The organism is Microcystis sp. LE18-22.4A (assembly GCF_027531105.1).
Lineage (GTDB): Bacteria > Cyanobacteriota > Cyanobacteriia > Cyanobacteriales > Microcystaceae > Microcystis > Microcystis aeruginosa.
The window spans coordinates 1-25,333 of sequence record NZ_JAPZRB010000278.1; the positions used below are offsets into that span (position 1 = coordinate 1).

At 43.4% G+C, this 25,333-nt stretch carries 21 protein-coding genes and 1 pseudogene; 16 read left to right on the forward strand and 6 right to left on the reverse strand.

Going from position 1 to position 25,333, the window contains the following annotated elements; all coding sequences use genetic code 11:
• Nucleotides 1–137: 137 nt before the first annotated feature.
• The 9 genes and pseudogenes from O9295_RS12900 (at nucleotide 138) to O9295_RS12935 (ending at nucleotide 12,403) form a co-directional block, all read left to right on the forward strand.
• Nucleotides 138–1,091 carry an RpnC/YadD family protein gene (locus O9295_RS12900; RefSeq protein ID WP_288033193.1) on the forward strand — a complete coding sequence of 318 codons (954 nt, stop codon included), beginning with the start codon at nucleotides 138–140 and terminating at the stop codon, nucleotides 1,089–1,091.
• 140 nt (nucleotides 1,092–1,231) lie between these two features.
• Entirely contained in the window at nucleotides 1,232–5,287 is a 4,056-nt protein-coding gene (locus O9295_RS12905) for a beta strand repeat-containing protein (protein WP_288033194.1), read from the forward strand.
• A gap of 72 nt (nucleotides 5,288–5,359) precedes the next feature.
• Nucleotides 5,360–5,437: pseudogene (locus tag O9295_RS27400) on the forward strand (bluetail domain-containing putative surface protein); the annotation flags it as partial.
• Between the two features lie 150 nt (nucleotides 5,438–5,587).
• Entirely contained in the window at nucleotides 5,588–7,273 is a 1,686-nt protein-coding gene (ilvD, locus tag O9295_RS12910; protein ID WP_185238029.1) for a dihydroxy-acid dehydratase, read from the forward strand.
• 315 nt (nucleotides 7,274–7,588) lie between these two features.
• Nucleotides 7,589–8,449: a tetratricopeptide repeat protein gene (locus O9295_RS12915; RefSeq protein ID WP_288033196.1), complete on the forward strand. Its 861-nt coding sequence runs from the start codon at nucleotides 7,589–7,591 to the stop codon at nucleotides 8,447–8,449.
• Nucleotides 8,450–8,693: 244 nt separating this feature from the next.
• A complete protein-coding gene (locus O9295_RS12920; RefSeq protein ID WP_002731529.1) occupies nucleotides 8,694–9,128 on the forward strand; it encodes a ferritin-like domain-containing protein in 435 nt (144 codons plus the stop codon).
• Between the two features lie 34 nt (nucleotides 9,129–9,162).
• Nucleotides 9,163–10,083 (forward strand): FTR1 family iron permease, encoded by a 921-nt coding sequence (locus O9295_RS12925; RefSeq protein ID WP_288033199.1) that lies wholly within the window; start codon nucleotides 9,163–9,165, stop codon nucleotides 10,081–10,083.
• 216 nt (nucleotides 10,084–10,299) lie between these two features.
• Complete coding sequence (locus tag O9295_RS12930; RefSeq protein WP_288033201.1) at nucleotides 10,300–11,913, forward strand: ABC transporter substrate-binding protein; 1,614 nt, start codon at nucleotides 10,300–10,302, stop codon at nucleotides 11,911–11,913.
• A 43-nt stretch (nucleotides 11,914–11,956) separates the two neighbouring features.
• On the forward strand, nucleotides 11,957–12,403 hold the full coding sequence (locus O9295_RS12935) for a hypothetical protein (protein WP_190722146.1): 447 nt from the start codon (nucleotides 11,957–11,959) through the stop codon (nucleotides 12,401–12,403).
• A 294-nt stretch (nucleotides 12,404–12,697) separates the two neighbouring features.
• Here O9295_RS12935 and O9295_RS12940 read toward each other — a convergent pair whose 3' ends face one another.
• Nucleotides 12,698–14,254 carry a PEP-CTERM sorting domain-containing protein gene (locus O9295_RS12940; protein ID WP_288033202.1) on the reverse strand — a complete coding sequence of 519 codons (1,557 nt, stop codon included), beginning with the start codon at nucleotides 14,252–14,254 and terminating at the stop codon, nucleotides 12,698–12,700.
• Between the two features lie 835 nt (nucleotides 14,255–15,089).
• On the opposite strand from O9295_RS12940, the gene O9295_RS12945 reads away from it, so the two are divergent.
• Nucleotides 15,090–15,311 (forward strand): hypothetical protein, encoded by a 222-nt coding sequence (locus O9295_RS12945; protein ID WP_008198534.1) that lies wholly within the window; start codon nucleotides 15,090–15,092, stop codon nucleotides 15,309–15,311.
• A gap of 105 nt (nucleotides 15,312–15,416) precedes the next feature.
• On the forward strand, nucleotides 15,417–15,737 hold the full coding sequence (locus O9295_RS12950; protein ID WP_288033213.1) for a PIN domain-containing protein: 321 nt from the start codon (nucleotides 15,417–15,419) through the stop codon (nucleotides 15,735–15,737).
• Between the two features lie 357 nt (nucleotides 15,738–16,094).
• Here O9295_RS12950 and O9295_RS12955 read toward each other — a convergent pair whose 3' ends face one another.
• The 3 genes from O9295_RS12955 to btpA form a co-directional block, all read right to left on the reverse strand.
• On the reverse strand, nucleotides 16,095–17,333 hold the full coding sequence (locus tag O9295_RS12955; protein WP_288033203.1) for a DNA cytosine methyltransferase: 1,239 nt from the start codon (nucleotides 17,331–17,333) through the stop codon (nucleotides 16,095–16,097).
• A 115-nt stretch (nucleotides 17,334–17,448) separates the two neighbouring features.
• Nucleotides 17,449–18,435 carry a vitamin K epoxide reductase family protein gene (locus tag O9295_RS12960; RefSeq protein WP_288033204.1) on the reverse strand — a complete coding sequence of 329 codons (987 nt, stop codon included), beginning with the start codon at nucleotides 18,433–18,435 and terminating at the stop codon, nucleotides 17,449–17,451.
• A gap of 171 nt (nucleotides 18,436–18,606) precedes the next feature.
• On the reverse strand, nucleotides 18,607–19,458 hold the full coding sequence (gene btpA / locus O9295_RS12965) for a photosystem I biogenesis protein BtpA (protein WP_288033206.1): 852 nt from the start codon (nucleotides 19,456–19,458) through the stop codon (nucleotides 18,607–18,609).
• 470 nt (nucleotides 19,459–19,928) lie between these two features.
• Here btpA and rimO point away from each other — a divergent pair, with 470 nt between their 5' ends.
• The 4 genes from rimO to O9295_RS12985 all read left to right on the forward strand — a co-directional run bounded on the left by rimO (nucleotide 19,929) and on the right by O9295_RS12985 (nucleotide 24,097).
• Nucleotides 19,929–21,242, forward strand: coding sequence for a 30S ribosomal protein S12 methylthiotransferase RimO (rimO, locus tag O9295_RS12970; protein ID WP_288033214.1), 1,314 nt, complete (start codon nucleotides 19,929–19,931; stop codon nucleotides 21,240–21,242).
• Between the two features lie 41 nt (nucleotides 21,243–21,283).
• Nucleotides 21,284–22,723: a DEAD/DEAH box helicase gene (locus tag O9295_RS12975; protein WP_002763242.1), complete on the forward strand. Its 1,440-nt coding sequence runs from the start codon at nucleotides 21,284–21,286 to the stop codon at nucleotides 22,721–22,723.
• Nucleotides 22,724–22,946: 223 nt separating this feature from the next.
• Nucleotides 22,947–23,300 (forward strand): hypothetical protein, encoded by a 354-nt coding sequence (locus tag O9295_RS12980; RefSeq protein ID WP_147069089.1) that lies wholly within the window; start codon nucleotides 22,947–22,949, stop codon nucleotides 23,298–23,300.
• Between the two features lie 5 nt (nucleotides 23,301–23,305).
• Nucleotides 23,306–24,097, forward strand: a complete 792-nt coding sequence (locus O9295_RS12985) for a hypothetical protein (protein ID WP_288033208.1) — start codon at nucleotides 23,306–23,308, stop codon at nucleotides 24,095–24,097.
• A 74-nt stretch (nucleotides 24,098–24,171) separates the two neighbouring features.
• Here O9295_RS12985 and O9295_RS12990 read toward each other — a convergent pair whose 3' ends face one another.
• Complete coding sequence (locus tag O9295_RS12990; protein WP_261779304.1) at nucleotides 24,172–24,300, reverse strand: hypothetical protein; 129 nt, start codon at nucleotides 24,298–24,300, stop codon at nucleotides 24,172–24,174.
• An 88-nt stretch (nucleotides 24,301–24,388) separates the two neighbouring features.
• On the opposite strand from O9295_RS12990, the gene O9295_RS12995 reads away from it, so the two are divergent.
• Complete coding sequence (locus tag O9295_RS12995; RefSeq protein WP_002798996.1) at nucleotides 24,389–24,823, forward strand: DUF4332 domain-containing protein; 435 nt, start codon at nucleotides 24,389–24,391, stop codon at nucleotides 24,821–24,823.
• A gap of 28 nt (nucleotides 24,824–24,851) precedes the next feature.
• On the opposite strand, the gene O9295_RS13000 is transcribed toward O9295_RS12995, so the two are convergent.
• Entirely contained in the window at nucleotides 24,852–25,196 is a 345-nt protein-coding gene (locus O9295_RS13000) for a phenylpyruvate tautomerase MIF-related protein (RefSeq protein WP_159294496.1), read from the reverse strand.
• Nucleotides 25,197–25,333 lie beyond the last annotated feature (137 nt).

Genomic DNA, 25,333 nt, shown 5'->3' on the forward strand with positions numbered 1-25,333 from the left:
TGATAACTGATAACTGATAACTGATAACTGATAACTGATAACTGATAACTGATAACTGATAACTGATAACTGATAACTGATAACTGATAACTGATAACTGATAACTGATAACTGATAACTGATAACTGATAACTGAAATGACTAACCCAAATACTGATTTTGATACTCCTTGGAAAGATGTCTTAGAAATCTACTTTGAAGACTTTGTTTCCTTCTTTTTTCCTCAAGCTCACGCGGGTATTGATTGGAATCAAGGCTTTGAATTTCTCGACAAAGAACTTCAACAAGTGGTGCGCGATGCTGAGTTAGGCAAACGTCTCGTCGATAAGTTGGTGAAAATTTATCGTCTTGCGGGAGAAGAGACCTGGGTTTTAATCCACATAGAAATCCAGGGTCAGCGAGAAATTGACTTTGCTGAACGGATGTTTGTCTATTACTATCGCATTTATGATCGTTACAGGCGTTCAGTAGCGAGTTTGGCAGTTTTAGGTGATGATAATGCTTCTTGGCGACCCAATCAATTTGAACGTGAGTTATTTGATTGTCAAGTGAGTTTTCGCTTTCCGGTCGTCAAGTTGCTAGAATTTAAGCAGCAGTGGTCAGCTTTAGCAGCCAGCCGCAATCCTTTTGCTACAGTCGTGATGGCGCATCTCCAAGCTTTAGAAACTCGGCAAAACCGAAAAAAGCGCAAAGAAGCGAAATTAGCATTAACTAAACGGTTGTACGAACAGGGTTATCAACGAGAGGATATTCTCAACCTCTTTAAGTTTATCGATTGGTTGATGAGCTTACCCACTGAATTAGAACAAGAGTTTCAACAGGAATTAAATCAGTACGAGGAGGAAAAAAGAATGCCTTATATTACCAGTGTTGAAAGAATGGGAATGGAAAAGGGGATGATTCAAAAAGCTCGAGAATCTGTCATTGATGCCCTTGAGATTCGGTTTGAGAATGTGCCTTCGGAACTGGTTGATGAGATTAGCCAAATTCAAGACACTTCTCTTCTGAAAAATCTCTTAAGACAAGCGATTACTCTTGACTCAATCTCAGATTTTCAAGGCTATTTAAATCAGTTAATCAAACCTGAATAATTCTGGTTTGTCGCCCAAGAAAACGGGTTTCTTGAAGAAACCCGTTTTCTGTATAAATGTTAATTTCTGTTACAGGTGTCTTGAAAAATTGGCCATTGTTATGCTAAAATTGTTAGCAATAAACTTTTGCTGTTACTGTCATGACTACCCCTCTTTTGCCGATTCTTCCTGTTGTTGACGATGTTTTGTTCTATTTTGCTCAATCTGATGGTTTTTGGGCGAATTTAGAAACTGCTTTTGGCACAAGTTATGATGTGGTTAAGGCGACGCAATTACGACAACAGTGGCAAAGCCGAAATTTTAGTCAAATTCCCCCGATTGAGGTACTCAGTGATGAGGTTTTGGGGACGGCGAATGGTGCTTATGCCAGCAGTACGAATAAGATTTATCTATCAGCATCTTTTTTAAATACGGCCTCGTCAGCATCGATAATTAATGTAATTTTAGAAGAAATTGGGCATTATGTGGATGCTCAAATTAATCAGGTGGATAGCGCCGGAGATGAGGGAGCAATTTTTGCGGAGTTGGTGCGGGGAAATAGTCTGGATGTGGCAACCTTAGACGCTTTACGAGCAGAGAATGACCAGACAACAATTATAGTAAATGGGGAAATTATTCAAGTAGAACAGGCGGATTTTACGGGTACTAATGGGAATGATAATATTACGGGAACTTCTGACAGTGATAATATTTTTGGGTTAGATGGCAATGATACTTTAAGTGGTCTGGGGGGAAGCGATAATATTTATGGAGGTAATGGTAATGACTCTCTTAACGGTGGGGATGGAAGTGATTACTTTACCAACGATGCGGGTAATGACACGATAAATGGTGGTAGTGGGACTGATCGCTATGAGGTTGACTACAGTAGTGCTAGTAGCGGTTTAACCATGACCTACAATACCACTACCGGGAGTGGGACGATTACTGTCGGTACAGAAACTGATACCTTTACTTCGATTGAGAGTTTTAACGGGTTTAAGGGAACTGAGTATAATGATGTCATTTTTGGCGGGACAGAAAGTGAATTTTATTATTATTATGGCGCTCTCTCAGGTGGAAGTGGTAACGATACTATTTCAGGTAATGCTGGTTTTGACGAAATTTATGGAGAGGATGGGAATGATGTCCTCAATGGTGGTGCTGATAATGATCAACTTTATGGTGGTAGTGGGAATGATAGCCTCAATGGTGATGCAGGAGATGATTACTTTACCAATGAGGACGGTAATGACACGATAAATGGTGGTAGTGGGATTGATCGCTATGAGGCTGACTACAGCTATGCTAGTAGCGGTTTAACCATGACCTACAATACCGCTACCGGGAGTGGGACGATTACTGTTGGTACAGAAACTGATACCTTTACTTCGATTGAGAATTTTAACGGGTTTAAGGGAACTGAGTATAATGATGTCATTTTTGGCGGGACAGAAAATGAATATTATGAGGGTGGACTCAAAGGTGGAGGTGGTAACGATACTATTTCAGGTAATGCTGGTTTTGACGAAATTTATGGAGAGGATGGGAATGATGTCCTCAATGGGGGTGTAGGTAATGATCAGCTTTATGGTGGTAATGGTAATGATCTCCTCAATGGTGATTCAGGAGATGATTACTTTACCGGCGATGAAGGCAATAATGACACGATAAATGGTGGTGCTGGTAGTGATCGCTATCATGCTGACTACAGCTATGGTAGTAGTGGTTTAACCATGACCTACGACACCGCTGGGAGTGGAACGATTACTGTCGGTACGGAAACTGATACCTTTACTTCGATTGAGAGTTTTGGCCAGACTTCTCCATTTAAGGGAACTGAGTATAATGATGTTATCTTTGGCGGTATAGAAAGAGATAGACTCTCTGGTGGAAGGGGTAATGATACTATTTCAGGTAATGCTGGTAATGACGAAATTTATGGAGATGATGGGAATGATGTCCTCAATGGGGGTGCTGGTTATGATGATCTGAGCGGGGGTAATGGGAATGACACCCTACAAGGAACAAATAGCGGTATAGGAGAATCGGATGCGCTAAGAGGGGGAACAGAAAACGATCTCTTTATCCTTGGAGATACGACAAGGATGTTCTATGATGACGGTTTTTCAACTACTGGAGGTACTAGCGACTACGCGATAATCTATGACTTTAACCCCACTGATGATATAATTCAGCTACGCGGTTCAAGTAGTGACTATCTCTTAACAGTTTCTGGTTCCACTACTAATCTCTACATCAACAAACCCGGAACCGAACCAGATGAACTGATTGCTTATATCACTGATCAAACAGCATTAAGTCTAACTGCTAGTTATTTTAGCTATGTTTCTAGTCCGACTCTTCCCAGTATTACGCTTGCGGTTTCTCCCAGTAGTGTGACAGAAGATGGGACAACTAACTTAGTCTATACCTTTACTCGTACCGGTTCTACTACCAGCGCCTTAACCGCTAACTATACAGTTGGGGGAACAGCTACTAATGGAACCGATTACACTTCTATTCCCACCAGTGTCACCTTTGCTGCTGGTTCATCCACTGCGACTGTAACCTTTGACCCCACTGCTGACACCACAGTTGAACCCGATGAAACCGTCATTTTAACCCTTGCTGCGGGGACAGGTTATACCGTAGGTACTCCCAACGCAGCCACGGGAACAATTACCAATGATGACAGTGCCTCTATTTCAATCAATGACGTAACTGTTAGCGAAGGAAATAGCGGGACTACCAATGCAGTCTTTACCGTCACCCTTTCCAATCCAGTTGATACATCTGTCACCCTCAATTACTCTACAGCCAATGGAACCGCTACCACAGCAGATAATGATTATACAGCGATTGCTACTACTCCCTTAACCTTCAATGTTGGGGAGACTTCTAAGACGATTACTGTTGCTGTCAATGGCGATACTAAAGTTGAAAATAACGAGACTTTCTTCCTCAATCTGAGTAACTTACAAGCCAATGGTCGTAATGTTACGATAACCGATAATCAAGGACAAGGTACGATTAATGATGACGATAGCACTGTCACCTCGCAACTCTCCATCAATGACATCACCGTGGTGGAAGGTCAAAATAGTAATGCAATCCTCACCGTCACTGTAAATAATCCAAGTACACAACCAATTAGCGTCAACTATACCACTGCACCCATTAACGCTACCGCTAATGTAGATTACACTAGCAAAACTGGAACTATCACCATTGCACCTAATACTGCCACCGCTACTATTAGCATTCCCATCCTCAATGATAACCTCAATGAACCTGATGAAGCTTTTACAGTAACCCTGTCAAATGCGGTTAATGCTACCATCAATCCCGACGAAGCAATTGGACAAGTAATTATTACTGACACCCTACAAAGCAGCATTACTCGAACCTTACCCAATAATGTCGAAAACCTCAGACTAATTGGCAGTAATAATATTAATGGTACAGGTAACGCTGGTGACAATAAAATCACTGGAAATAGCGGTAACAATATCCTCGCTGGTGCTAATGGTAACGATATTTACTGTTTCAATGCTTCAACCCCATTAGGAAGCGATACCATCCAAGAAACTACCACTGGTGGTATCGATACCCTCGACTTTACTGGGACAAATACCGCAGTAAGAGTTAACTTGGGGACTACTGCTGTCCAAACCGCCGTCACCAATAATCTAAAATTGACTTTTTCGGCAAATAACACCATCGAAAATATTATTAGCGATAGCGGTAATGACCGACTAACCGGGAATAGCCTTAATAATACTCTAACTGGTGGTGGTGGCAACGATCAATTAACCGGTCAAAACGGAAACGATAGCTTAATTGGTGGTTTTGGTGATGATTTACTTACTGGTGGTAATGGTAGCGATAATTTTATCTTCAACAGTAGTAATTTAGGCATCGATGCCATCAGCGATTTCACTTCGGGCAGTGATAAAATAGTATTAAGTAAAGCCATCTTTACTGCCTTACAAAGTATCATTGGCAATGGCTTCAGTCAACCGGCTGAATTTGCCAGCGTCGCTGACGATGATTTAGTCGCCACTAGCAGCGCTTTTATCGTTTACAGTACCAGTAGTGGCAGTATTTACTACAATCAAAATGGTAGTGCTGCTGGTTTAGGAAGTGGCTCTGAATTTGCCAATTTGTTGACTGTTCCTACCCTGATAGCGGCTGATTTCGCACTGATAAATTAACCTTACCACAGAAATCGATACCATTCGAGCCTCGGTTAATTTGACTTTAGGAGCCAATGTCGAGAATTTAATGCAGCCACCGACGCAATTATCGAAATCACTGGATTAACAGGAACTCTCGATATTGCTGATTTTATAGTTGTACCCTGAATCATCCCACAGTTTTATATTTTCTTTAGAGATGGACTGTCCTAAAACCTGCTCAGAGCGGCCAAAAGTCAGAAAATAGAAATAAAGGTGCGATTGGAGAACTTGAGCCGCGATCGCACCCGTCAGCCGCCATTGGAGAAAGATAAAGTTATGGCAGATAACTACAGAAGTCGCATTGTTACCCAAGGTACCCAACGCAGTCCTAATCGGGCCATGTTAAGAGCGGTAGGTTTTGGGGATGAGGACTTTAGCAAACCAATCATCGGCATCGCTAACGGATTTAGCACCATTACCCCCTGTAACATGGGAATTAATGATTTAGCAATGCGTGCCGAAGCAGCCACGAGATTAGCGGGGGGAATGCCGCAACTTTTCGGGACTATCACCATTAGTGACGGGATTTCCATGGGAACAGAAGGAATGAAATATTCTCTCGTTTCTAGGGAAGTAATCGCCGATTCCATTGAAACCGTCTGTAATGGTCAAAGTCTCGATGGAGTCCTCGCTATCGGGGGTTGTGACAAAAATATGCCGGGGGCAATGATTGCCATGGCCCGGATGAATATTCCCGCTATTTTCGTCTATGGTGGCACGATTAAACCGGGGCGCTACAAAGATTGCGATTTAACCGTGGTCAGTTCCTTTGAAGCCGTGGGACAGTACAGCGCCGGTAAAATCAGTGAAGAAGACCTCATCGGAATTGAACGCAACGCTTGCCCCGGGGCCGGTTCCTGTGGTGGAATGTTTACTGCTAATACCATGTCTTCCATTTTTGAAGCCATGGGGATGAGTTTACCCTATTCCTCAACCATGGCCGCCGAAGATGCGGAAAAAGCCGATAGTACCGAAGAATCGGCCAAGGTTTTGGTCGAGGCGGTTAGAAAACAGATTCTCCCTAGCCAAATTTTGACCCGTAAAGCCTTTGAAAACGCCATTTCGGTAATTATGGCGGTGGGAGGTTCCACTAACGCTGTGCTGCACCTTTTAGCCATTTCCCGCACCATCGGGGTAGAATTATCGATCGATGATTTTGAAACTATCCGGCAGCGTGTACCGGTTATCTGCGATCTTAAACCCTCCGGGCGTTACGTTACCGTGGATCTGCACAAAGCCGGCGGTATTCCCCAAGTGATGAAAATTCTCCTGGTTAATGGTTTACTACACGGGGATGCTCTCACCATTAGCGGTCAGACTATCGCCGAGATTTTAGCCGATATTCCCGACCAACCGCCCTCAGGACAAGATGTTATCCGTCCTTTTAGCAATCCTGTCTATAAAGAGGGTCATTTAGCCATTTTAAAAGGAAATCTGGCCACAGAGGGGGCGGTGGCCAAAATTAGCGGCGTGAAAACTCCGGTAATCACCGGACCGGCGCGGGTGTTTGAGTCGGAAGAAACCTGTTTAGAGGCAATTTTAGCTGGAAAAATTCAAGCTGGGGATGTGGTGGTTGTCCGTTACGAGGGACCAGTAGGTGGACCGGGTATGCGGGAAATGTTAGCCCCCACTTCGGCAATTATCGGCGCCGGTTTAGGGGATTCCGTGGGATTAATTACCGATGGTCGTTTTTCCGGGGGAACCTATGGCATGGTGGTCGGTCACGTCGCTCCAGAAGCGGCGGTGGGTGGTACAATTGCCCTAGTAGAGGAAGGGGATCAAATCACTATTGATGCTCGTCAGCGTCTCTTGCAGTTAAATGTATCGGAGGAAGAATTAACCCGTCGTCGTAACCATTGGCAACCGCGCCCCCCACGCTATAAAACGGGAATTCTCGGCAAATTCGCCAAGTTAGTCTCCTCTAGCAGTCTCGGCGCTTTAACGGATCTGAATCTGTTCTAAAAGTATAACTAGGGTTTGCGGCAAAAAGCTTTTCCTGGGGGCAGGGTGTGGGGTGTGGGGTGTGGGGTGTAGGGTTTTACCGATTTTCAGGTGGTCAACTACCTAATTTTCAGGGAAAAAGTACCCACTGCCCACCGAACAATCCCACTGATAACTGATAAGACTGACGGCTCTAATTAAGTAGGTGGGTGGAATTAAATATAAGATGAACGTAGGTTGGGTTGAAGCATGAAACCCAACCCCCGCATGGGTTACGCTACCGCTAACCCATCCTACAAATAATTGTGCCTCCCTACTTACTATCGATTAATAACTATGACCTATCTACTCACTGTCTATCGAGCGCTCGAATGCCGTCCGGATACCTATCGGGACTGGTATGACCAAGGCAATATTTTAAAAGAAAGAATGGACTATTTTGGAGCCTTAATCAGCTACGAAAAAGCCTTAGAATATTATCCAGATGATTATTGGGCATGGTACAAAAGGGGTATGATACTAGAAGACTTGGGAATGTATGAAGAAGCGGCTCAAAGTTATGCTAACGCCGCACAGGTAAAGGATGATAACTATTGGGCTTGGTACGACCAAGGTTGTGTTTATCTACAGGAATTAAAGGACTACGAAAAAGCGATCGCTTGTTTTCAACGGGCCCTAAGTCATAGTCCGGGGGACTATTGGGCAGCCTACCGGCAAGGGGAGGCCTATCGATTGCTGAAAAATTACGAACGCGCTATCACTTTCTATGATCTGGCCTTGGGGGCGCGACCCCGGGATTATTGGGCCTGGTATCGTCGCGGCGACGCTTTCCGGGATTGGGGCAATCCCCAAGAGGCTTTATTTAATTATCGTACCGCCCTCGATATCCGACCGCAAGATTACTGGTCCTGGTATCAACAGGGTGTGATCTTACAGGAATTACAGCGTTTACCAGAAGCGATCGCCTGTTATGAAGAATCGTTAAAAATCGATCAAGATGATCGCTATGCGTGGTATAATGCCGCCTGCTGTTATGCCGCCCTCGGTCAACAAGAAAAAGCGATCGACTGTTTACGGGAAGCTCTAGACATAGAACCGGATATATGTGGCGAATTAGTGCGTAATAACTTTGTTTTCGATGGTTTAAGGCAAAATGAAACCTTTAATGACCTCTTGAGTTGCTATTCCCCCGGCTAAAATCTTTTTGACTCGATCGCCTCGATTCAGCACCTAGGGTTTGCTGAAAGGGTTTGTCGTGGGGTGTAGGGTTTTAGGCATTTTCAGGGAAAAAGTGCCTAAATTTTCCTCCCGATTGCTCAAATGGCTGGCACTTTTTTGATGGCAAAAAAGCCTAAAGATATTAGCCAACAAGGTTTTTAGATTCATTTAGCCGGTTTGGATTAGCTACAATTGCAATTAGAGACAAATTATTGAGAATCTTATGCGAGAACTAGACAGAGACAAAACCATCGAACAACTGAACGAAATCATGGAATTTGAACTAGCGGGAGTTGTCCGTTACACCCACTATTCCCTGATGGTGACAGGTCCCCATCGCATCCCCATCGTCCAATTTTTCCAGACTCAGGCCACGGAGTCCCTCACCCACGCGCAACAAGTTGGGGAAATTCTCACCGGTTTAGAAGGTCATCCTAGCTTAAAAATTGCCCCCATCGAGGAAAGCTATGAACACAATATCAAAGCAATCTTGAGTGAGAGCCTCAATCATGAGAAAAAATCCCTTGATTTGTACAAAGCACTCCTAGAAACCGTCGAAGATGCCAGTATTTACCTGGAAGAATTCGCCCGCGGTATGATCGGACAAGAAGAATTACACAATCTGGAAATTCGCAAGATGCTGCGGGATTTTGCTTAAGCTAGGATCAAAGCTAGAGTTTATCCACTAGCTTATGAATCTTAGTTCCGCTTTACCCACTTTTATTATCACTCTCCGGGAAGGTTTCGAGGCCGCTTTAGTGGTGGGAATTGTCCTCGCTTGTTTACAAAAATCGGGTCGATCGCAACTTAACTCATGGGTGTATCGTGGTATTGGTGCGGGAGTGGTGGCTAGTGTTTTAGTCGGTATTTTGCTAGGGGGAATCCTTTTGCAAGTGGATGCCTCTCCTAGTCCATTCGTACCAATGCTCAAGGAATTACTGGCCGCCACTTTTGGACTGATTGCCGTTTTGATGTTGAGTTGGATGTTAATTTGGATGACTCAACAGGCCAAATCTTTGAAATCTGAGGTAGAAAGTGCGGTAAAAGCGGGTTTAAAATCGGAAAATGGGGCAGGAAAAGCGATTTTTCTGCTCGTTTTTATCGCTGTCTTGCGGGAGGGATTTGAAACTGTCCTCTTTATCCTGGCCCAATTCCAAAAAGATTGGCAGATACAAACCTTCGGTGCGATAGCAGGGTTAAGTGTCGCAACCTTGTTGGGAACTCTCCTATTTGCGGGGGGAGTAAAAATTAATATCCGTCTCTTTTTCCAAATTATGGGGACTTTGCTGCTCTTAATCGTTGCGGGATTACTCATCGGTGTTTTGAAACATATCGACGCAGGAATCAGTCTTTTAAGTGAAATTGACCCTTTTTATCGCCATTTCTGTCCTTCTCTCCCTTCTTCCTGTCTTCTCGGTTTTCAAGTTTGGGACGGTTCCCAAATTTTGAGCGATCGCACTTTCCCCGGACTCCTCCTCAAATCCCTGTTTGGTTATCGTCAAAACCTCTATATTAGTCAAATTGTTGCTTATATCCTCTTTTTACTGCTTATCGGTGGCCTCTATTTCCAAAGCTTACGACAACGTCCTCAAACAGTGACCAGTGACCAGTAAACAGTAATCAGTAAACAGTGACCAGTAAACAGTAAACAGTAATCAGTAAACAGTGAAAAGATGGCAAGAAACTGCTATTTAATACTGCTCACTTAACACATACTGCTCACTTAAAACTCAAATCTGATAACTTACCCACTGATAACTTACCCACTGATAACTGATAACTGATAACTTACCCACTGATAACTGATAACTGATAACTGATAACTGATTATGACTACTTGGCAATGTGACGGTATCCCTAAAGATGGTAAAACTTATCCGCAAGCGATTGCGGGAGGTCATGAACCCTGCGACAATACTACTCCTGATTGTCCTATCTGTGGCCTGCCTAGGGAAGCGATGGATCCCGTAACAACGACGGTTAAAACCACGGTGGTGGTCTCCCCGGGGGGTACAACTAGAGTTGGCCAAAAATCTAACTGGTTACTTCCCTTCGCTTTGATAATTACCGCTTTAACCGCAGGTTTAGGGGGTTGGAGTCTATTGCAAATGGTGATTCCCAAACCCGATACTTCCCCAGTCGTCCTGGAAGAAACCCCAGACAAGCAAACCAAGGCAACTTTTGTGAGTAATACGGCTAAAAATCCCGATTTATTTAGCCAAGGTGAGAAAATACTGCTTAATTCCACTCCTAACAAAGAAAAAGGCGCAGCGGCCTTTAAAAAAGAAGATTGGGCAAATGCGATCGCAGATTATCAACTAGCAGCCACTCCCCAAGCAAACGATCCGGAAGGCAAAATCTATTACAATAACGCCAAAGCCAGAGAAAAAGGTAATCAGAATACTATAGCCGTCGTTGTCCCCATCGCTAACGACCCCAACAGCGCCAAGGAAATTCTCCGAGGTGTGGCAAGGTATCAAGAGGAGTTTAATAATTCTAATCCGGGTAATCCTTTGGAAATAGTCATCGCTAATGATGGTGGTGGGTTACAATCAAAAGCGATCGCTGATGATCTGATTCAATCCGGTCAAGTTTTAGCAGTTATGGGCCACGGAATCGATCCTTTTAGTCAAAAAGCGATTGAAAGTTACGAAAAAGAAGGATTAGCGATTCTTTCTCCCCTGACTACCAGTGTTAGTCAAACGGGAAAATCAACCCTGAAAACTATTCCCCTTAAGGATAAATCTCAGGAAGTTTTAGGCAGTTATCTGGAAGCAGTGGCCAAAACTTTGGCTAATTATGCTAGTCAGCAAGAGAATTCTCCCTCAGTGGTTCTGTTTTATAATTCCGATAGTCCCTATAGTCAAAAATTAAAGGATTCCTTTGCTAAAGCAATAAAGGAACCGGGAGGCAAGATAGTTAAGGCAATAGACACAACCAAAGCCAATTTTAACGCTAAAACCGCCATAGATCAGGCAAGACAAGCCGGCGCTAGGGTGGTATTTTTGTCCCTGAGTAAAGACGGCGATCGCATAGATCAAGCCGTGGCTATTGCCCAAGAATCGTCTGGAATGCTCTTATTAGGCGGAAATGAACTTTATACACCCGATATCCTTATTCAAGGAGCGGATAGCATCGACGGATTAGTTCTAGCAGTACCTTGGAGTTTCCAAGCAACGGATCCTTTTGCCAAAGATGCGCTGAAAAGTTGGCGCGGTCGCGTCAGTTGGCGTACTGCTACCGCCTACGATAGCATGAAAGTATTAGGAGAAGCGATCGCTAAAAGTTCTGACCGTGCTACTGTAGTCGAAACTTTAAATCGAGGAATCACCTTGCAGGGAAGCACCACGGATTTTAAGATTTTTAATCAAGTTCCCTTGGTGCGTGCTAATCGCGGCAATGAGGGGCCAAAGGGTTCTCAATATCAATTCGATCCTATCTAAAATAGATAATGTGATGTCGAGGAGTAGAATCAAGTCTAATTTTATGAAGAATATCTTACCCATCCTAGCTTTGTTAATGTCGGTGTCGGGAATTGCCGTGTCTTTGGGACGGGAGGAAGTCCGATGTCATCTCGGTTTAGAATCGGCAGCTTGTCCCCAGGAAGAACAAAACATCAGCGAAGACACCCCCCCAGATACCCCCGCAACTACCCCAGAATCTCCCCAGATAGAAGAAACTCCCGCGGAAACTACCCGTAATAGCGAACCTTCCCCCGAAGTTTCCCCGTCTCCTGAAAGCGAAACCCCGGTGGAATTCACTCCTATCCCGGAAAAGAACCCCAGTCCAGAAGTACCCCCCGAAAATCCCCCTACCCCGGAAACCAAAGCGGTGGAAAAAACTCCAGATGCAGAAAAAAGTCCCGATGTCAATCCATCTAAAGATGGAGAAACTGAAAGTATTCCGTTAGAAGTTATTCCCCCCGCACAGTAAAATCGGACAAAATCAATTTCTAGTGGGGTAGGGTTGATTCATGAATCAACCCTACAGACTCCGGACAGTAAAATCGGACAAAATCAATTTCTGGCTGAGGATAGGAACTCATGCAAGAGGTAGTTGTACTAAATCTGGTTATTAAAGACTGATTATTTATTCCCCTTTTTGCATGAGTGCATGAGTAGAAAACGGGTTTCTCCGAGAAACCCGTTTTCTGTGCGTTACTCAAAATTGTATCTAGCTTCTTTCAGCAAACCCTAACTAACAGAACTACCAACCAAATATGTTGGATTAACGTTTCTTGCGAAGTCCCATTAATCCGAGTCCCCCGAAAGCGAGAAGTCCAAAGATAGAACTGGGTTCGGGAACATGAACGTAGTCTTCTACTTCTCCATGAGATATACAGTTTCCTGCTGCTGCATCGGTGGTGTTACAGTCTGCTTTAGAGTAATATTCACCAAACGGTTTCACGTCCAAATCTAACGGGTCCCAAGTGAGGCGGAAGCGACTATAAAGACCATCTGCTTTGGGATTGAATCCTAGATTATAACGCTTGGTAAAGATGCCTGGTGCTAGGGTGAGTAAATCATCAATGTAGAGTTCTGATGTGTGGTCGAAGACTCCATTGTAATTAGTGTCCCACCATGCACGAAGTTGATAAGGGTTCGCATCTGGACGAGTAATATTGAAAATTACATCTACCCAACTGTCTCCAAAAATTACACCATCTTCATCGTCTAATAAGAGACCATCGGTACAAGCACAATTTCCTAAAATACTCTTATCATCTCCATCTGCTTGCCCTGTGGGTTGACCATCTGGCTCTGTCTCCCAGAGATTTCCAAGTCTTTGTAAATCACCTTCTCGATAAAATGGACCGTCTGAATTTAGCAATGTAGAGTAGCTATCAGGAGCGTCACCAAAGTCCGCACAACCGTCAGATGATTGAGCGGTAGCTAAGATATCTAATGATTTTATCTTGGGTGCTTTTCGAGGTGCAGGACATAGGGCGGTTATATCATAGCCCCATCTCCAACCATCGTGGATAGTAGCATCTTTAGTCTCTAAATCAAAGGTAGCTAAGTAAGTTTCAAAGCGAACAACCCGACTAAATGGAATTTCTGTTATTAGATCTGAAGGTCCATCCATAAAAGCCATCACGGTAGGAGGGTTCGCACCTGGTGGTCCTTGGTTTTCTGTTGTTTTTTCTTCTGTATAGTACCAAGGAAGATTGTCATTATCGGGAAATGGGGTGTCGATGTGACTAACTAATGCTCCATATTTTCCTGTATTATCTGTAAACAGCTGAATAAATCGTAAGTCTTTTATTGCAGGATCTGCTGCTCCTTTTCTATAAAATGCATCCATAATAGCTCCGCCGCCGGGAATACGATTAATCCCATTTATAGTACAGAATGCTTGCTCCTTTGGATTCAATGGAGTTCCACAGTCTACAGCTTGGTAATTAAGGATCGTTAATTTTCCCCCTAAAGGATTACCCGGTTTTGCTGTCCAGCCAGCAAATTGAGTTGCCGCATCAGCATCGAAAACATCAAAAATATCGGCGCCTACATCTGGAGGGGGTAGATAAAGATTCTTCCAAGGTTCTGGTAACTTAGGATCTTGAGTAGGATTTAACTTCACTGTTCCTACTAATGCGCCTGGTGCATATGGTACGATGACTAACTTCGTCAAATCTACAGAAGGTCTATAATCAGCACCTGTAGGACCAACAATGGTAAAAGCAAAACTTGGAAGAGAAAAGCCTCCAATAATCGTAACAACACTAGCCGTCATAGCAGTGCTGGCAGCACTGATTGCCCATTTTGTAGAAATAACTTTAATCATTGGCATATAATCTTAAATTGAGTATTTAGGGTTTGCTGATGTTTTCGCTTTTCCCAACAGTTGAGTATGATCGCCCCTCACAGCCAGATCAAGCAACAGCCCAACCTAACCGTAATAGCAGATAGCGGAATGATACACATTCCCCCCCCCCACAACTGTATTCTAAGCTACATTTTTAAAATATTTACACTCCTCTCCGTCATACAAAATCTGGTTATTAAAAACTGATTATTTATTCCCCCTTTTTGACTTTTTTCTCGCCGTTAGGCGGGTCAATTTTTTTGAGAAAATTGAAGTATATTAAGTTTTGTTAAGAACAATGAAACTGAAACGGTTATCGGTGATTCAAAAGTATTATAATTGTCTTTGTTATCCTAAATTAATAGTTTTTGCTTGTCAATAATTATGAACAGTTATCAAACTCATAATGCTTGTAGGGGCGAAGCATTCGGGCAATAACCTATCGCTGAAACCGTAAATTTACTATCCGAATGCTTCGCCCCTACCCTAAATTTTTTCTTGTTTTTCTCTTGTTCCAAGGCTCTGCCTTGGAACAGAATATTTAAGGCTCTGCCTTAAAGTAATATTCAGAGAGAACCCTTGATTCAGTGAACAGTTATTAGTTCAGGTAGAACCTGGGAACGAGATATAAAAATCAAAAGTATTATAATTGTATTTGTTGTCCTAAGTGGGTGGGTGGAATTAAATATAAAATGAACGTAGGTTGGGTTGAAGCATGAAACCCAACGCCCGCATGGGTTACGCTACCGCTAACCCATCCTACAAATAATTGTGCCTACCTACTTAAATCAATAGTTTTTGCGTGTCAATAATTATGAATAGTTATCAAACCTATTTAATCATCGATCATTCTCAGAAGATTATCCTCTCTAACTTACCCTTTAAAGCAGGAACAAAGTTAGCCATTAACATTCAAGTAGTTGAGGATGAAAAGACAGAAGCCGATTTTGAAGCTTTATTAGATAAAACTAAGGGAATCTGGACTAAAGGAGATGGCTTAGAATATCAGCAAAAAATTCGAGAAGAGTGGATATGAAACGATTAATAGACTCCTGTATTTTAATCGACCATTTTAATGGTATTACCCAAGCTACAGTTTATCTAAAAGCTCACTTCTGTCATTACTAAAGCCGAAGTTCTCATTGGTTTTGATGATGATAATTCCTTTGAAAAAGCAGGAGAGTTGTTAAGCCATTTTCCCCTGATAGATTTAGATGTCAACATCACTGATTTAGTCATTCAAATCCGTCGTGAACAAATCAAAAAAAAGGCAACCAAACAGCCTAACAAAAAGGTTATTCAATGGAAATTGCCTGATGCAATTCAAGCAGCGATCGCCCTTTACTATAATCTCAAATTAGTCACTCGTAATACCCAAGATTTTGGGTTCTTCGTTACTTGGTATGGTTCGATAGGGGGTCATAAATCGACTAAATCCTTATCTGGCAAGAGACTTAATTGATTAGTTCGCTCTAGATAAGAAACAATTGACAAAAATCGCTAAATGCCTTTCTATATAAGGGTTACATCCCTTATAACCCCCGTCCATTGCATAACACAAACCGAAGAGCCAGATTTTGATCTCAATCAACATCCATTTATTGAGATTCCCTATACCATCTAACAATAAAACTGAAACAGTTATCGGTGATTCAAAAGTATTATAACTGTATTTGTTATCCTAAATCAATAGTTTTTGCGCGTCAGTAGTTATGAATAGTTAGGGTTTGCTGAAAAAGTACGGGCGACGATCCCTAAAACCTTTACCTTGCATACATTTCACATTTATTCAGCAAGCGCTATTTACTTTTAGTCAAAATTAATTAACTTCTAATCCCGGAATGCTTAACTGTTCAGTTTTTGGCTGTGTTTCCCCGATATAATCCCCTTGCAACATATTAATTAAACAGCCACCAAGATGATAGGCCATATTCACGGGAACCGCGTTACCAATCTGTCGATATTGAGAGGTTAAATTACCGGTAAATTGCCAATCATCGGGAAAGGACTGCACTCGTGCATATTCTCTCACAGTCAAAGGACGAGTTTCTTGGGGATGGCATCTTTCTGTTTGGGTTTGTGCCGGACTACAGGTAATAGTTAAAGCCGGTTCATCCCAAGATAATCTTTTAGCATATCCTGTCCGTCCGCCGTGATTTTTGAGACTATTTTTCATATATTCTTTTTGAATATCCATCGGCAAATTCCGCCAATTTCCTCCTGGGGGAACTAAGGACATAATCTCTTTTTTTCTTTCTTTATATTCTACTCCTGGAGAACTTGGACAATTCTCTAGAGCTTTTTTCAGAGAAATAGTATAGTTTCTATATTGGGGAAAAATAGGTTTAATATTTAAGTCTTGACGGGTGGCAATAATAATTAATCTTTCTCTTTTTTGGGGAACATCGAGAAATTGGGCTGATAAAACTTGATAAGCAGCATAATAACCGATTTCCTGTAAAGCTTGCAGCATTAATTGCAGGGTTTCTCCTTTTTTATTGCTTAATAATCCTCGAACATTTTCGGCTATAGCGATTTTAGGTTGCACTTCCTGTAAACAACGAGCAAATTCAAAAAATAAGCTCCCTCTCAAATCTTCTAATCCTTTCCCTAACCCAGCATAACTAAAAGGTTGGCAGGGAAAACCTCCAGCTACAATATCTATTTTGTCTCTAAAATCAGAAAATTCAATCTTTTTTATGTCTTGATTTATAACATTCCATTGCGGTCGATTGAGTCTTAAAGTATTAACACAATCTTGATTAATTTCCACCAGTAATTGTGTTTTTAGTCCCGCATTTTCTAAACCTAAAGCCATACCACCACAGCCAGCAAATAATTCGATAACCGTGTAATTAGTTGGTTCAACAGTTTGTAAGATTTTCAATTCTCCGGGGGATTGGTTATTTTTAAGATTGGTTAATTGCTCGAGATTAAATAACCAATCAACTTGATTAATTTTCTGACCTTTGATTAATTTTTTCTTTTGCCATGTTAGTATTTCTGCGGTAGTTACACCGAGAATATTAGCGGCTTTTTGTAGATTTACCTGAGTCATAACCAATAATTAGCAACTTATCTACGTTTTTATTATAAATCAAAGTAGCTAAACTTAATAAACAACAATAAAGGCTGAACCTTGTTCAGCCTCCAGTATAAATTTTAACTCTTTCCTACTTACGTCCCGGAACTGTATATTTAAAATTCATCGGGCCGGTATAACCAGAAATCTCCGCTAATTTCTCTAATCTTTGGGTTCCCGAATATTCTTGACCCTTAATAATCCAAGTGGGGAAACCTTTAATTCCGGCATCGCGACAAGCTTGGGGATTACCATTAACCCCTTGGGGATCGCATTCGATATAAACCCCTTCTTTTTTGAGGATTTCTCCCGCTTCCTTACCAAATAACTGTTTTTGATCGTAACAGTGGGGACACCAAAAAGCCCCGTATTCCTTCGCACCAATTGCTTTTAAATGTTTAGCCAAGGCGATTTCTGCTTTTCCCGAAACCGTGGTTACTTCCCAACCGTAGGGAGGTTTAGCCGCTGTCATTGGCCGGGTAATTTCTTCTTTTCCTCCTGCCACCGTCGGGGAATTTACTCCCGCATAAACCGCTAAAGTTCCCACCAAAGTAATCATTGCCACTACAACCATCGGCAGTATAATTTGTCCTAAACCTTCCCATTCGCGACCGATAATTGTGAGAATTAATAAGGTTAAAGCGAACAAAGCCGAAGTGATGCAGTAGGGACACAATTCCTTTAATTCCGTGGCTAGAATATACATTAAATAACCACTAAATACCGCCATCGCCGTCGCCCCCGCTAACAGCAATAACCAAGTATTATTTTCTAAACTTTTGCGGAGATTTTTCTGAGTTTCCCCATTAATAAATAGAGGGCTGAGGGCAAAAACCGCCATGGCAATATAGGCCAAAAAACCGAACAAACTCAAGGGCAGCCCGAAAACCGTAGCGTAGGGACTATTAAGAACACCACTACAACCAGCCCCATCAGTAGCCCCGGCGGTACAGGCCGCAGCCCCTCCCGTCAGTTTGGTAATGGTTAAATAGCCAGTCAGAATCGCCCCCACGATCGAAACGCCCCCAATTAGGGGCCGGGAGTAGCGATGAATCCAAGGTACAGAACGACGACGCATAATATTATTTAGATTAAATTACAGCAGAATTCAGGAGTCAGGAGGTAAATCGAAATGTACTTTGTCGAAAGGAAAAATTCCCTAACCACATTGTGTTAATTAGGAGGTTTTCAATTCCTAAAAACTTAGGATCGCTGACGACCGACAACTATCCGCCATTCTAGCAAGGGGTTATGTGGACAGAGGCAAAGAAGGCAGCGAATTATCAATTTTTGCCTTTTGATCGTTGATCTGCCGGGCTGTTTCCACAAATTGCGACACCCGAATCGGATCCACCGGTTCAGTAATTTTGCCATGACGCTTGAGGGAACTAGCCACGATCACCCCATCAGCAGCCGGCAGTAACCGCCCGATATTGTCCAGATCAGCCCCGCTGCCGATAAAAACCGGTGTTCCCTTGGCCGCCGCCACTGCCAGTTCCAAATCCTCAAAACTGGGGGGGCTACCGGTAGCCCAACCGGAGAGGATCACCCCGTCTGCCAGTCCCCGTTCGATCGTATCTTGCACTGCCGTAGTCAGATTAGGGGTTCCCAAGGGGCGGGCGTGTTTAACCAAAACATCCGCTAAAATTTTGACCTCAGACCCCAATTCGCGGCGATAACGCAGGAGTTCGTGGGCCTGACCCTCAATAATGCCCTGATCGGTGGCCATAACCCCCGTTAGCACATTAACCCGAATAAATTGGGCATTAACACAGGTAGCGATCGCTAAGGCACTATGGGCATCATTGCGGAGAACATTAAGACCAATCGGTAGGACCACCAGATTTTTAATGCGATCGACAATTAAAGTCATGGCACTAACCACGGCGGGATCCACCTGTTGCTTAGTAAAGGGGGCATCAAAAAAATTCTCGATAATCAAACCATCAACACCACCGGCAGCCAAAGCCGTCGCCTCCTGTTCAGCCCGCTCGATCACCGTCTTGAGACTGCCACCCCAACGGGGGGAAGTGGGCAGGGGGGCGAGATGAACCACGCCAATAATCGGGTTTTTTGTCTTGAAAGTTGCAATTAAGTTCACAGCGTCTACTACTCTTAGCGTCCCCAACCATGCGCCGCTCACCCATTTTAACAGGGTGAAGGCCTAGCCACGGTTCCACGGGGGGGAAATTATTTTAACTTAGTGCCAGCATTCGTCCCTCGCACTTAGTGCGATGGGACGGGGCTTTTAAAGGGGCGAAGTAATTCGCCCCACAGTTCCCCTCATCAATGCTGACTTTGTATATAGACAATTCCAAAAAACTATGTTATCATAAACGGGTCTTGACCACTATTCCTTAAGCGATAACCAAGCTCAACGGGTCGTGTTGCAAGAAAAAGTGTGGGTCTTAGGAACTAGGACTCCTGCCTGGGTCGGGAAGGTAAGACTTGCTATCTTTCGAGGTAGAAAGCGCATCCCATTGAAGCAGGAAGCTCTCAAATCCGTTGAGAGTAGTTCACAATGTCTTAACATTAAAAGAGAAGTTTAAGATTTGGTTGATACTCGATCGCATGGGCAATAAGCCAACCATCGCTATCTCACACCTGGGCTGTGAGAAAAACCGGATCGACTCCGAGCATATGTTAGGACTGCTGGCCAAGGCCGGCTATCCCGTAGATAATGACGAGGAGTTGGCCGATTACGTTATCGTTAATACCTGTAGTTTCATTCAAGCAGCTAGAGAAGAATCCGTTCGCACCCTCGTGGAACTGGCGGAAGCTAATAAAAAAATTATTATCTCCGGCTGTATGGCCCAACATTTCCAAGATGAACTCCTGACGGAATTGCCGGAAGCCGTGGCCATTGTCGGCACGGGGGATTATCAGAAAATTGTCGAGATCGTCGAACGGGTAGAGACGGGAGAACGCGTCAAGGAAGTCAGCGCCGATCCCACTTTTATCGCCGACGAAAATCTGCCCCGTTATCGCACCACCAGCGAGGGAGTCGCCTATCTGCGGGTGGCCGAAGGCTGCGATTATCGCTGTGCTTTCTGTATTATTCCCCAGCTGCGCGGCGATCAGCGATCGAGATCGATCGAGTCCATTGTGGCCGAAGCGCGACAATTGGCCAGCCAAGGAGTCCAAGAATTAATTCTCATTTCGCAAATAACAACCAATTATGGGTTAGACTTATATGGCGAACCCAAATTAGCGGAACTCTTGCGAGCGCTGGGAGAAGTCGATATACCTTGGATTCGCGTTCACTACGCTTACCCGACCGGGTTAACGCCAAAGGTTATCGAGGCGATCCGAGAGACCCCGAATGTTTTACCCTATCTAGACTTGCCGCTACAACATTCCCATCCCGACATCCTGCGGGGGATGAACCGTCCCTGGCAAGGACGAGTCAACGATGGCATTATCGAGCGGATCAAGCAAGCTATCCCGAACGCGGTTTTACGAACGACTTTTATCGTCGGTTTCCCCGGAGAAACCGAGGAACATTTCAGCCATCTGCTGGAATTTGTCAAGCGTCATGAGTTCGATCACGTCGGGGTGTTTACCTTCTCCGCCGAAGAAGGTACAGCCGCTTTTGACCTGCCCGATCCAGTGCCACAGGCAATTATGGACGAACGCCGCGAAAGGTTGATGTTAACTCAGCAACCGATCTCGGAACGCAAAAATCAAGCTTATATCGGTCACACTGTCGATGTTCTCATCGAACAGGAAAACCCGGAAACAGGAGAATTAATCGGGCGTTCCGCTCGTTTTTCCCCGGAAGTGGATGGCTTGGTTTATGTGACAGGGGAGGCGATTCTAGGTGCGATCGTACCGGTCCGAATCACTGCGGCCGATACCTACGATCTCTACGGCGAAATAGTCTAATTTTTCCATTTTTCTTATTTAATTCCCAAAAAACAATCCCTATGACCACTGGTTTCAACAATTTAGGTTTATCCGATAGCCGTCTTCAACACCTAGAAACGCTTGGATTCACCACCCCCACGGAAATTCAAACCAAAGCCATCCCTCTCCTTCTAGAAGGGCATGACATGGTAGGAATGTCACAAACGGGAACCGGCAAAACCGCCGCCTATTCCCTGCCTTTACTGGAACGCATGGACACCAAAAATCCTAACGTTCAAGCTTTAATCCTCACCCCCACCCGGGAATTAGCCCAACAGGTGGCCAGCGCCATCAAAGATTTCTCTGATGATCGTCGTCTCTTTATCCTGACAGTCTGTGGTGGTCAATCCATGGAACGTCAGATCCGCAGTCTGGAAAAAGGTGTCCAGATTGTGGTCGGGACTCCCGGCCGGGTAATCGATCTGCTCGATCGCAAAAAACTCCATCTAGAATCCCTAAACTGGGTAGTCCTCGATGAAGCGGACGAAATGCTCAGTATGGGTTTTATCGATGATGTTAAGAAAATTCTGCAAGCATCCCCCTCCACCCGTCAAACCGCCTGTTTCTCGGCAACTATGCCCCGGGAAATCCGCGATTTAATCGCTAATTTCTTGAAATCTCCCGTTTCTGTGACGGTTTCTCAACCCCAGGCCGCTCCTGCTAAGATCGAGCAGAAAATTTATCTGATCCCTCGCGGTTGGACGAAATTAAAAGTCCTGCAACCCCTGTTAGAGATCGAACCCCTAGAATCGGCGATTATTTTCGTCCGCACCAAGCAAACCGCGGCCGAATTAACCAGCAAACTGCAAGAAGCGGGGCAAACGGTGGATGAATACCACGGTAACTTAAGCCAAGTGCAACGGGAACGACTGGTGCAACGTTTCCGCGAGGGCAAAATTAAATTAGTGGTAGCCACGGATATCGCAGCCCGCGGTCTAGATGTGGAAAATCTCAGCCACGTTATTAACTATGATCTGCCGGATAATGCCGAAACCTATATTCACCGCATTGGCCGCACGGGCCGCGCTGGTAAAACGGGAACTGCTATATCTTTAGTAGAACCGATCGATCGGCGTTTGTTGCGTCAGATTGAACAGCGTCTGCGTCAACGTCTGGAATCTAGTCCCATTCCTAGCCGCACCGAAGTAGAAGCAAAACGCCTGGCCAAGCTGCAAAATCAGCTAAAAGAGGCTTTATCGGGGGAACGTATGGCTTCTTTCTTGCCTTTAGTGCGGGATTTAAGTGAAGAATACGATCCCCAAGCGATCGCGGCGGCTGCCCTGCAAATGATCTACGATCAAAATTGTCCTCAGTGGATGAAAACCGATTGGGAAGTTCCCGCACCGACGAGCAGTAAACCGGTGATTAATAAAACTCCCCGCAGTGGTGGTAGTAAGTACCCCTCTAAGTCGAATAACCGTCCTTCCCTGGACAAAAAAATCGTCTTTCAAGAACGTTAATTTTTAGTTCTTGAATAGATAATTTTAAGAGTTGATAGACCGTTTTGGTTCTATCAACTTTTTTTTGTCAGGTAATTTCCCAGTACGTCGTCGAAAGCATTCTACATAATTTTATAGCTAAACTTTTGATAATTGATTCTAATCAAGTATTTGGGCTTTGTTTGATACTTTTGCTGATAATTACTATATAATTGTCTTAAATGAATAAATTTGAACATTTAATATGTCGAGTTCGTCAGAACCTTATCGTGGGAGGGTACAAGCTCAAGGAGACGATATCCAGCAAGAGGGTGGATACAGTTGTTCTTGGGCAAGAAAAAATCCTGTTACTGCTGAAGAAGGATTATTATTTCTTGCTAATATTAAAGGGCAATGCAATGAATTTCAACGAGAGGAACGGAAACAAGCTTTTAGAAAAGCTGAACGCTTTGTTACAAATGCTAGTGAGCAAGGTGGTGTCACTCCAGAGGCACAACCGCACTCATTTCAGGATTCTAAACGTAAAACTAAAAACGCCCGTGTAGATATTGAAATTCGCAGTGGTCTTACCTTTATCCCTTCGCCCCAAACAGAATGACAACGATGCTTAGAAGAGTGCAACAATTTTTAGACTCTGGCGATAGTGATAACGCTAGAGAAGAAATTGATAGAGCTTTCGGCAATCTGAGAAGGGTGGATAGTCATGTTAGAGAGTTTGCCGCTCTGTTGGCACTGGGATCGATCAAAGCTTCAGAAATCGGCTTAGGGGTATTGGGACGTAAGCTTCTACAGAATGACAGCGAGATTAACAATGAGGTTGTTTGGTTATTTATTGCGTCAATTTTATCTCGCAATAGTATTCCCCCTGATAGTCCATCTAGAATCAGCCTACTTGTTCTTACCGCTTCTGTCAATAGTTGGGAATTACCAATTTTTGCGCTTCTTGCCCCTGCCCTCGACGCTTTTTTTAAAGTTAGTCTTGCGGACGGACCCCCTTTAATTGCCGAACAAACTTTTGATTTTTTGGCCACTTGGGGAAGAATTTATGCGAAAGCACCTCATGTCAAAACGCAGCTTCAAGAACTTCAATCTCTTAGTAATAATCTATTAGAGCAAGTAGATGACTCAGAGTTAAAAGCTGAATGGTCAGAGGGAATTAATATATTTTTTGAAGAAGCCAGTACAACCAAATATTCAGATAGTAATGTTTTTTCTGCTGGTGAAGAATTAATTAAAAAAATTTATAATACTCAAAGTTTACAGCGCAATACAGAAGATAAGAATTTGGCAGAGACAAAAGACAAGTTACTCCAATTAGTCACTTCGTCTCTTGCCACTATTGGAACAGTTCTTGATAGTCATGGAGTCATACTAAATCCGGTTATTAAAAACTGATTATTTATTTCCCCTTTTGTCTCTTGCCTTTTGCCTGTTCTGATATGTAGTGCTCAACGGATTTAGTATTAACCCTATATACTTTTGACTTTTTTATACTGTTCCGTCACGGCGGCATTTAATAGATCATCTTTAAAATTTCTGATTAATTCAATTACTAAATTATAAATACTGATGTATTCTTCATAATCGATAGCCCGCATGGGTTACGCTACCGCTAACCCATCCTACAAATAATTGTGCCTCCCTACTTAACTGCTATAATCTACTTATCAATAGTTAATAATTTCGATGAATCGATCGCAACTTATCCACAGGCAAAGCTGGTTAATTGAACATTTGCCGGGGTTAAGTGACCAAGATTGCCAAAAATTAAAGGATTGCGGTATCGACACCACCGCACAACTTCTGCAAAAAGTTCGTCCGCAATTGGGTAAGGAAAAATTAGCAGTAAGAATGCAAATTCAGGCTAAATATATTAATAAGTGGGTGGCAATGGCGGAATTAGCCTCGATTCCCGCCGTGGGTTGTCAATACTGCGGTTTGCTGGTTCATGCCGGTATTGCTTCCATCCCGCAATTGGCACAGACATCAATTCAGCAGTTGCATCGACAGATTCTCCGCTTTCAGGTGGCTAATCTGCAAAGACGCGATTTATGTCCCGATATTGCGGTGATGTTAGCTTGGATTGAACAGGCAAAAATCTTAACCAGAGAGTTAAAATAAGCCCTATCTCCGATAATTTTGGCATAAATTAGCCAAAAGTAGTGCCATTCCATCCCCAAAGATCACCTTTCGCCTCGGCAAATTCTAGATAAATGCGATTTTTCGGTATTCCTAAATAAGCCTCAATTTCTTGACAAAAATCACTACTCATGCTTTTAGTTTGAGCGGCGGAAATAGAACCAACACTTTTAATCTCCACATAACACACTGGCTCAAAAGTGCCAGCAAAAGTCATTTTTATCCCCGATTCTAAAGCTGTCATCACATAGGATTCGGGTTTTCCCAGATGTTTAGCTAATTTAGCCGAAAGACTCTGCAAAAGTTGATTAACCGTCTCATCATCGAGGGAGGTGACAGAAGTTTGAATTTTAATTAGGGTTTGCTGAAAAAGCTTTTCGGTGGTGGCAGGGTGTGGGGTGTGGGGTGTGGGGTGTGGGGTTTTACCAGTTTTGAGGTGGTCAACTACCTAATTTTCAGGGAAAAAGTACCTGAATTTTCCCCCGATCCCCG

What these genes read in the sequence shown, in the direction of transcription:
- O9295_RS12900 (WP_288033193.1), top strand. Translation starts at nt 138, where the DNA reads ATGACTAACCCAAATACTGATTTTGATACTCCTTGGAAAGATGTCTTA.
- O9295_RS12905 (WP_288033194.1), top strand. Translation starts at nt 1,232, where the DNA reads ATGACTACCCCTCTTTTGCCGATTCTTCCTGTTGTTGACGATGTTTTG.
- ilvD (WP_185238029.1), top strand. Translation starts at nt 5,588, where the DNA reads ATGGCAGATAACTACAGAAGTCGCATTGTTACCCAAGGTACCCAACGC.
- O9295_RS12915 (WP_288033196.1), top strand. Translation starts at nt 7,589, where the DNA reads ATGACCTATCTACTCACTGTCTATCGAGCGCTCGAATGCCGTCCGGAT.
- O9295_RS12920 (WP_002731529.1), top strand. Translation starts at nt 8,694, where the DNA reads ATGCGAGAACTAGACAGAGACAAAACCATCGAACAACTGAACGAAATC.
- O9295_RS12925 (WP_288033199.1), top strand. Translation starts at nt 9,163, where the DNA reads ATGAATCTTAGTTCCGCTTTACCCACTTTTATTATCACTCTCCGGGAA.
- O9295_RS12930 (WP_288033201.1), top strand. Translation starts at nt 10,300, where the DNA reads ATGACTACTTGGCAATGTGACGGTATCCCTAAAGATGGTAAAACTTAT.
- O9295_RS12935 (WP_190722146.1), top strand. Translation starts at nt 11,957, where the DNA reads ATGAAGAATATCTTACCCATCCTAGCTTTGTTAATGTCGGTGTCGGGA.
- O9295_RS12940 (WP_288033202.1), bottom strand. Translation starts at nt 14,254, where the DNA reads ATGATTAAAGTTATTTCTACAAAATGGGCAATCAGTGCTGCCAGCACT.
- O9295_RS12945 (WP_008198534.1), top strand. Translation starts at nt 15,090, where the DNA reads ATGAATAGTTATCAAACCTATTTAATCATCGATCATTCTCAGAAGATT.
- O9295_RS12955 (WP_288033203.1), bottom strand. Translation starts at nt 17,333, where the DNA reads ATGACTCAGGTAAATCTACAAAAAGCCGCTAATATTCTCGGTGTAACT.
- O9295_RS12960 (WP_288033204.1), bottom strand. Translation starts at nt 18,435, where the DNA reads ATGCGTCGTCGTTCTGTACCTTGGATTCATCGCTACTCCCGGCCCCTA.
- rimO (WP_288033214.1), top strand. Translation starts at nt 19,929, where the DNA reads ATGGGCAATAAGCCAACCATCGCTATCTCACACCTGGGCTGTGAGAAA.
- O9295_RS12975 (WP_002763242.1), top strand. Translation starts at nt 21,284, where the DNA reads ATGACCACTGGTTTCAACAATTTAGGTTTATCCGATAGCCGTCTTCAA.
- O9295_RS12980 (WP_147069089.1), top strand. Translation starts at nt 22,947, where the DNA reads ATGTCGAGTTCGTCAGAACCTTATCGTGGGAGGGTACAAGCTCAAGGA.
- O9295_RS12985 (WP_288033208.1), top strand. Translation starts at nt 23,306, where the DNA reads ATGCTTAGAAGAGTGCAACAATTTTTAGACTCTGGCGATAGTGATAAC.
- O9295_RS12990 (WP_261779304.1), bottom strand. Translation starts at nt 24,300, where the DNA reads ATGCGGGCTATCGATTATGAAGAATACATCAGTATTTATAATTTAGTA.
- O9295_RS12995 (WP_002798996.1), top strand. Translation starts at nt 24,389, where the DNA reads ATGAATCGATCGCAACTTATCCACAGGCAAAGCTGGTTAATTGAACAT.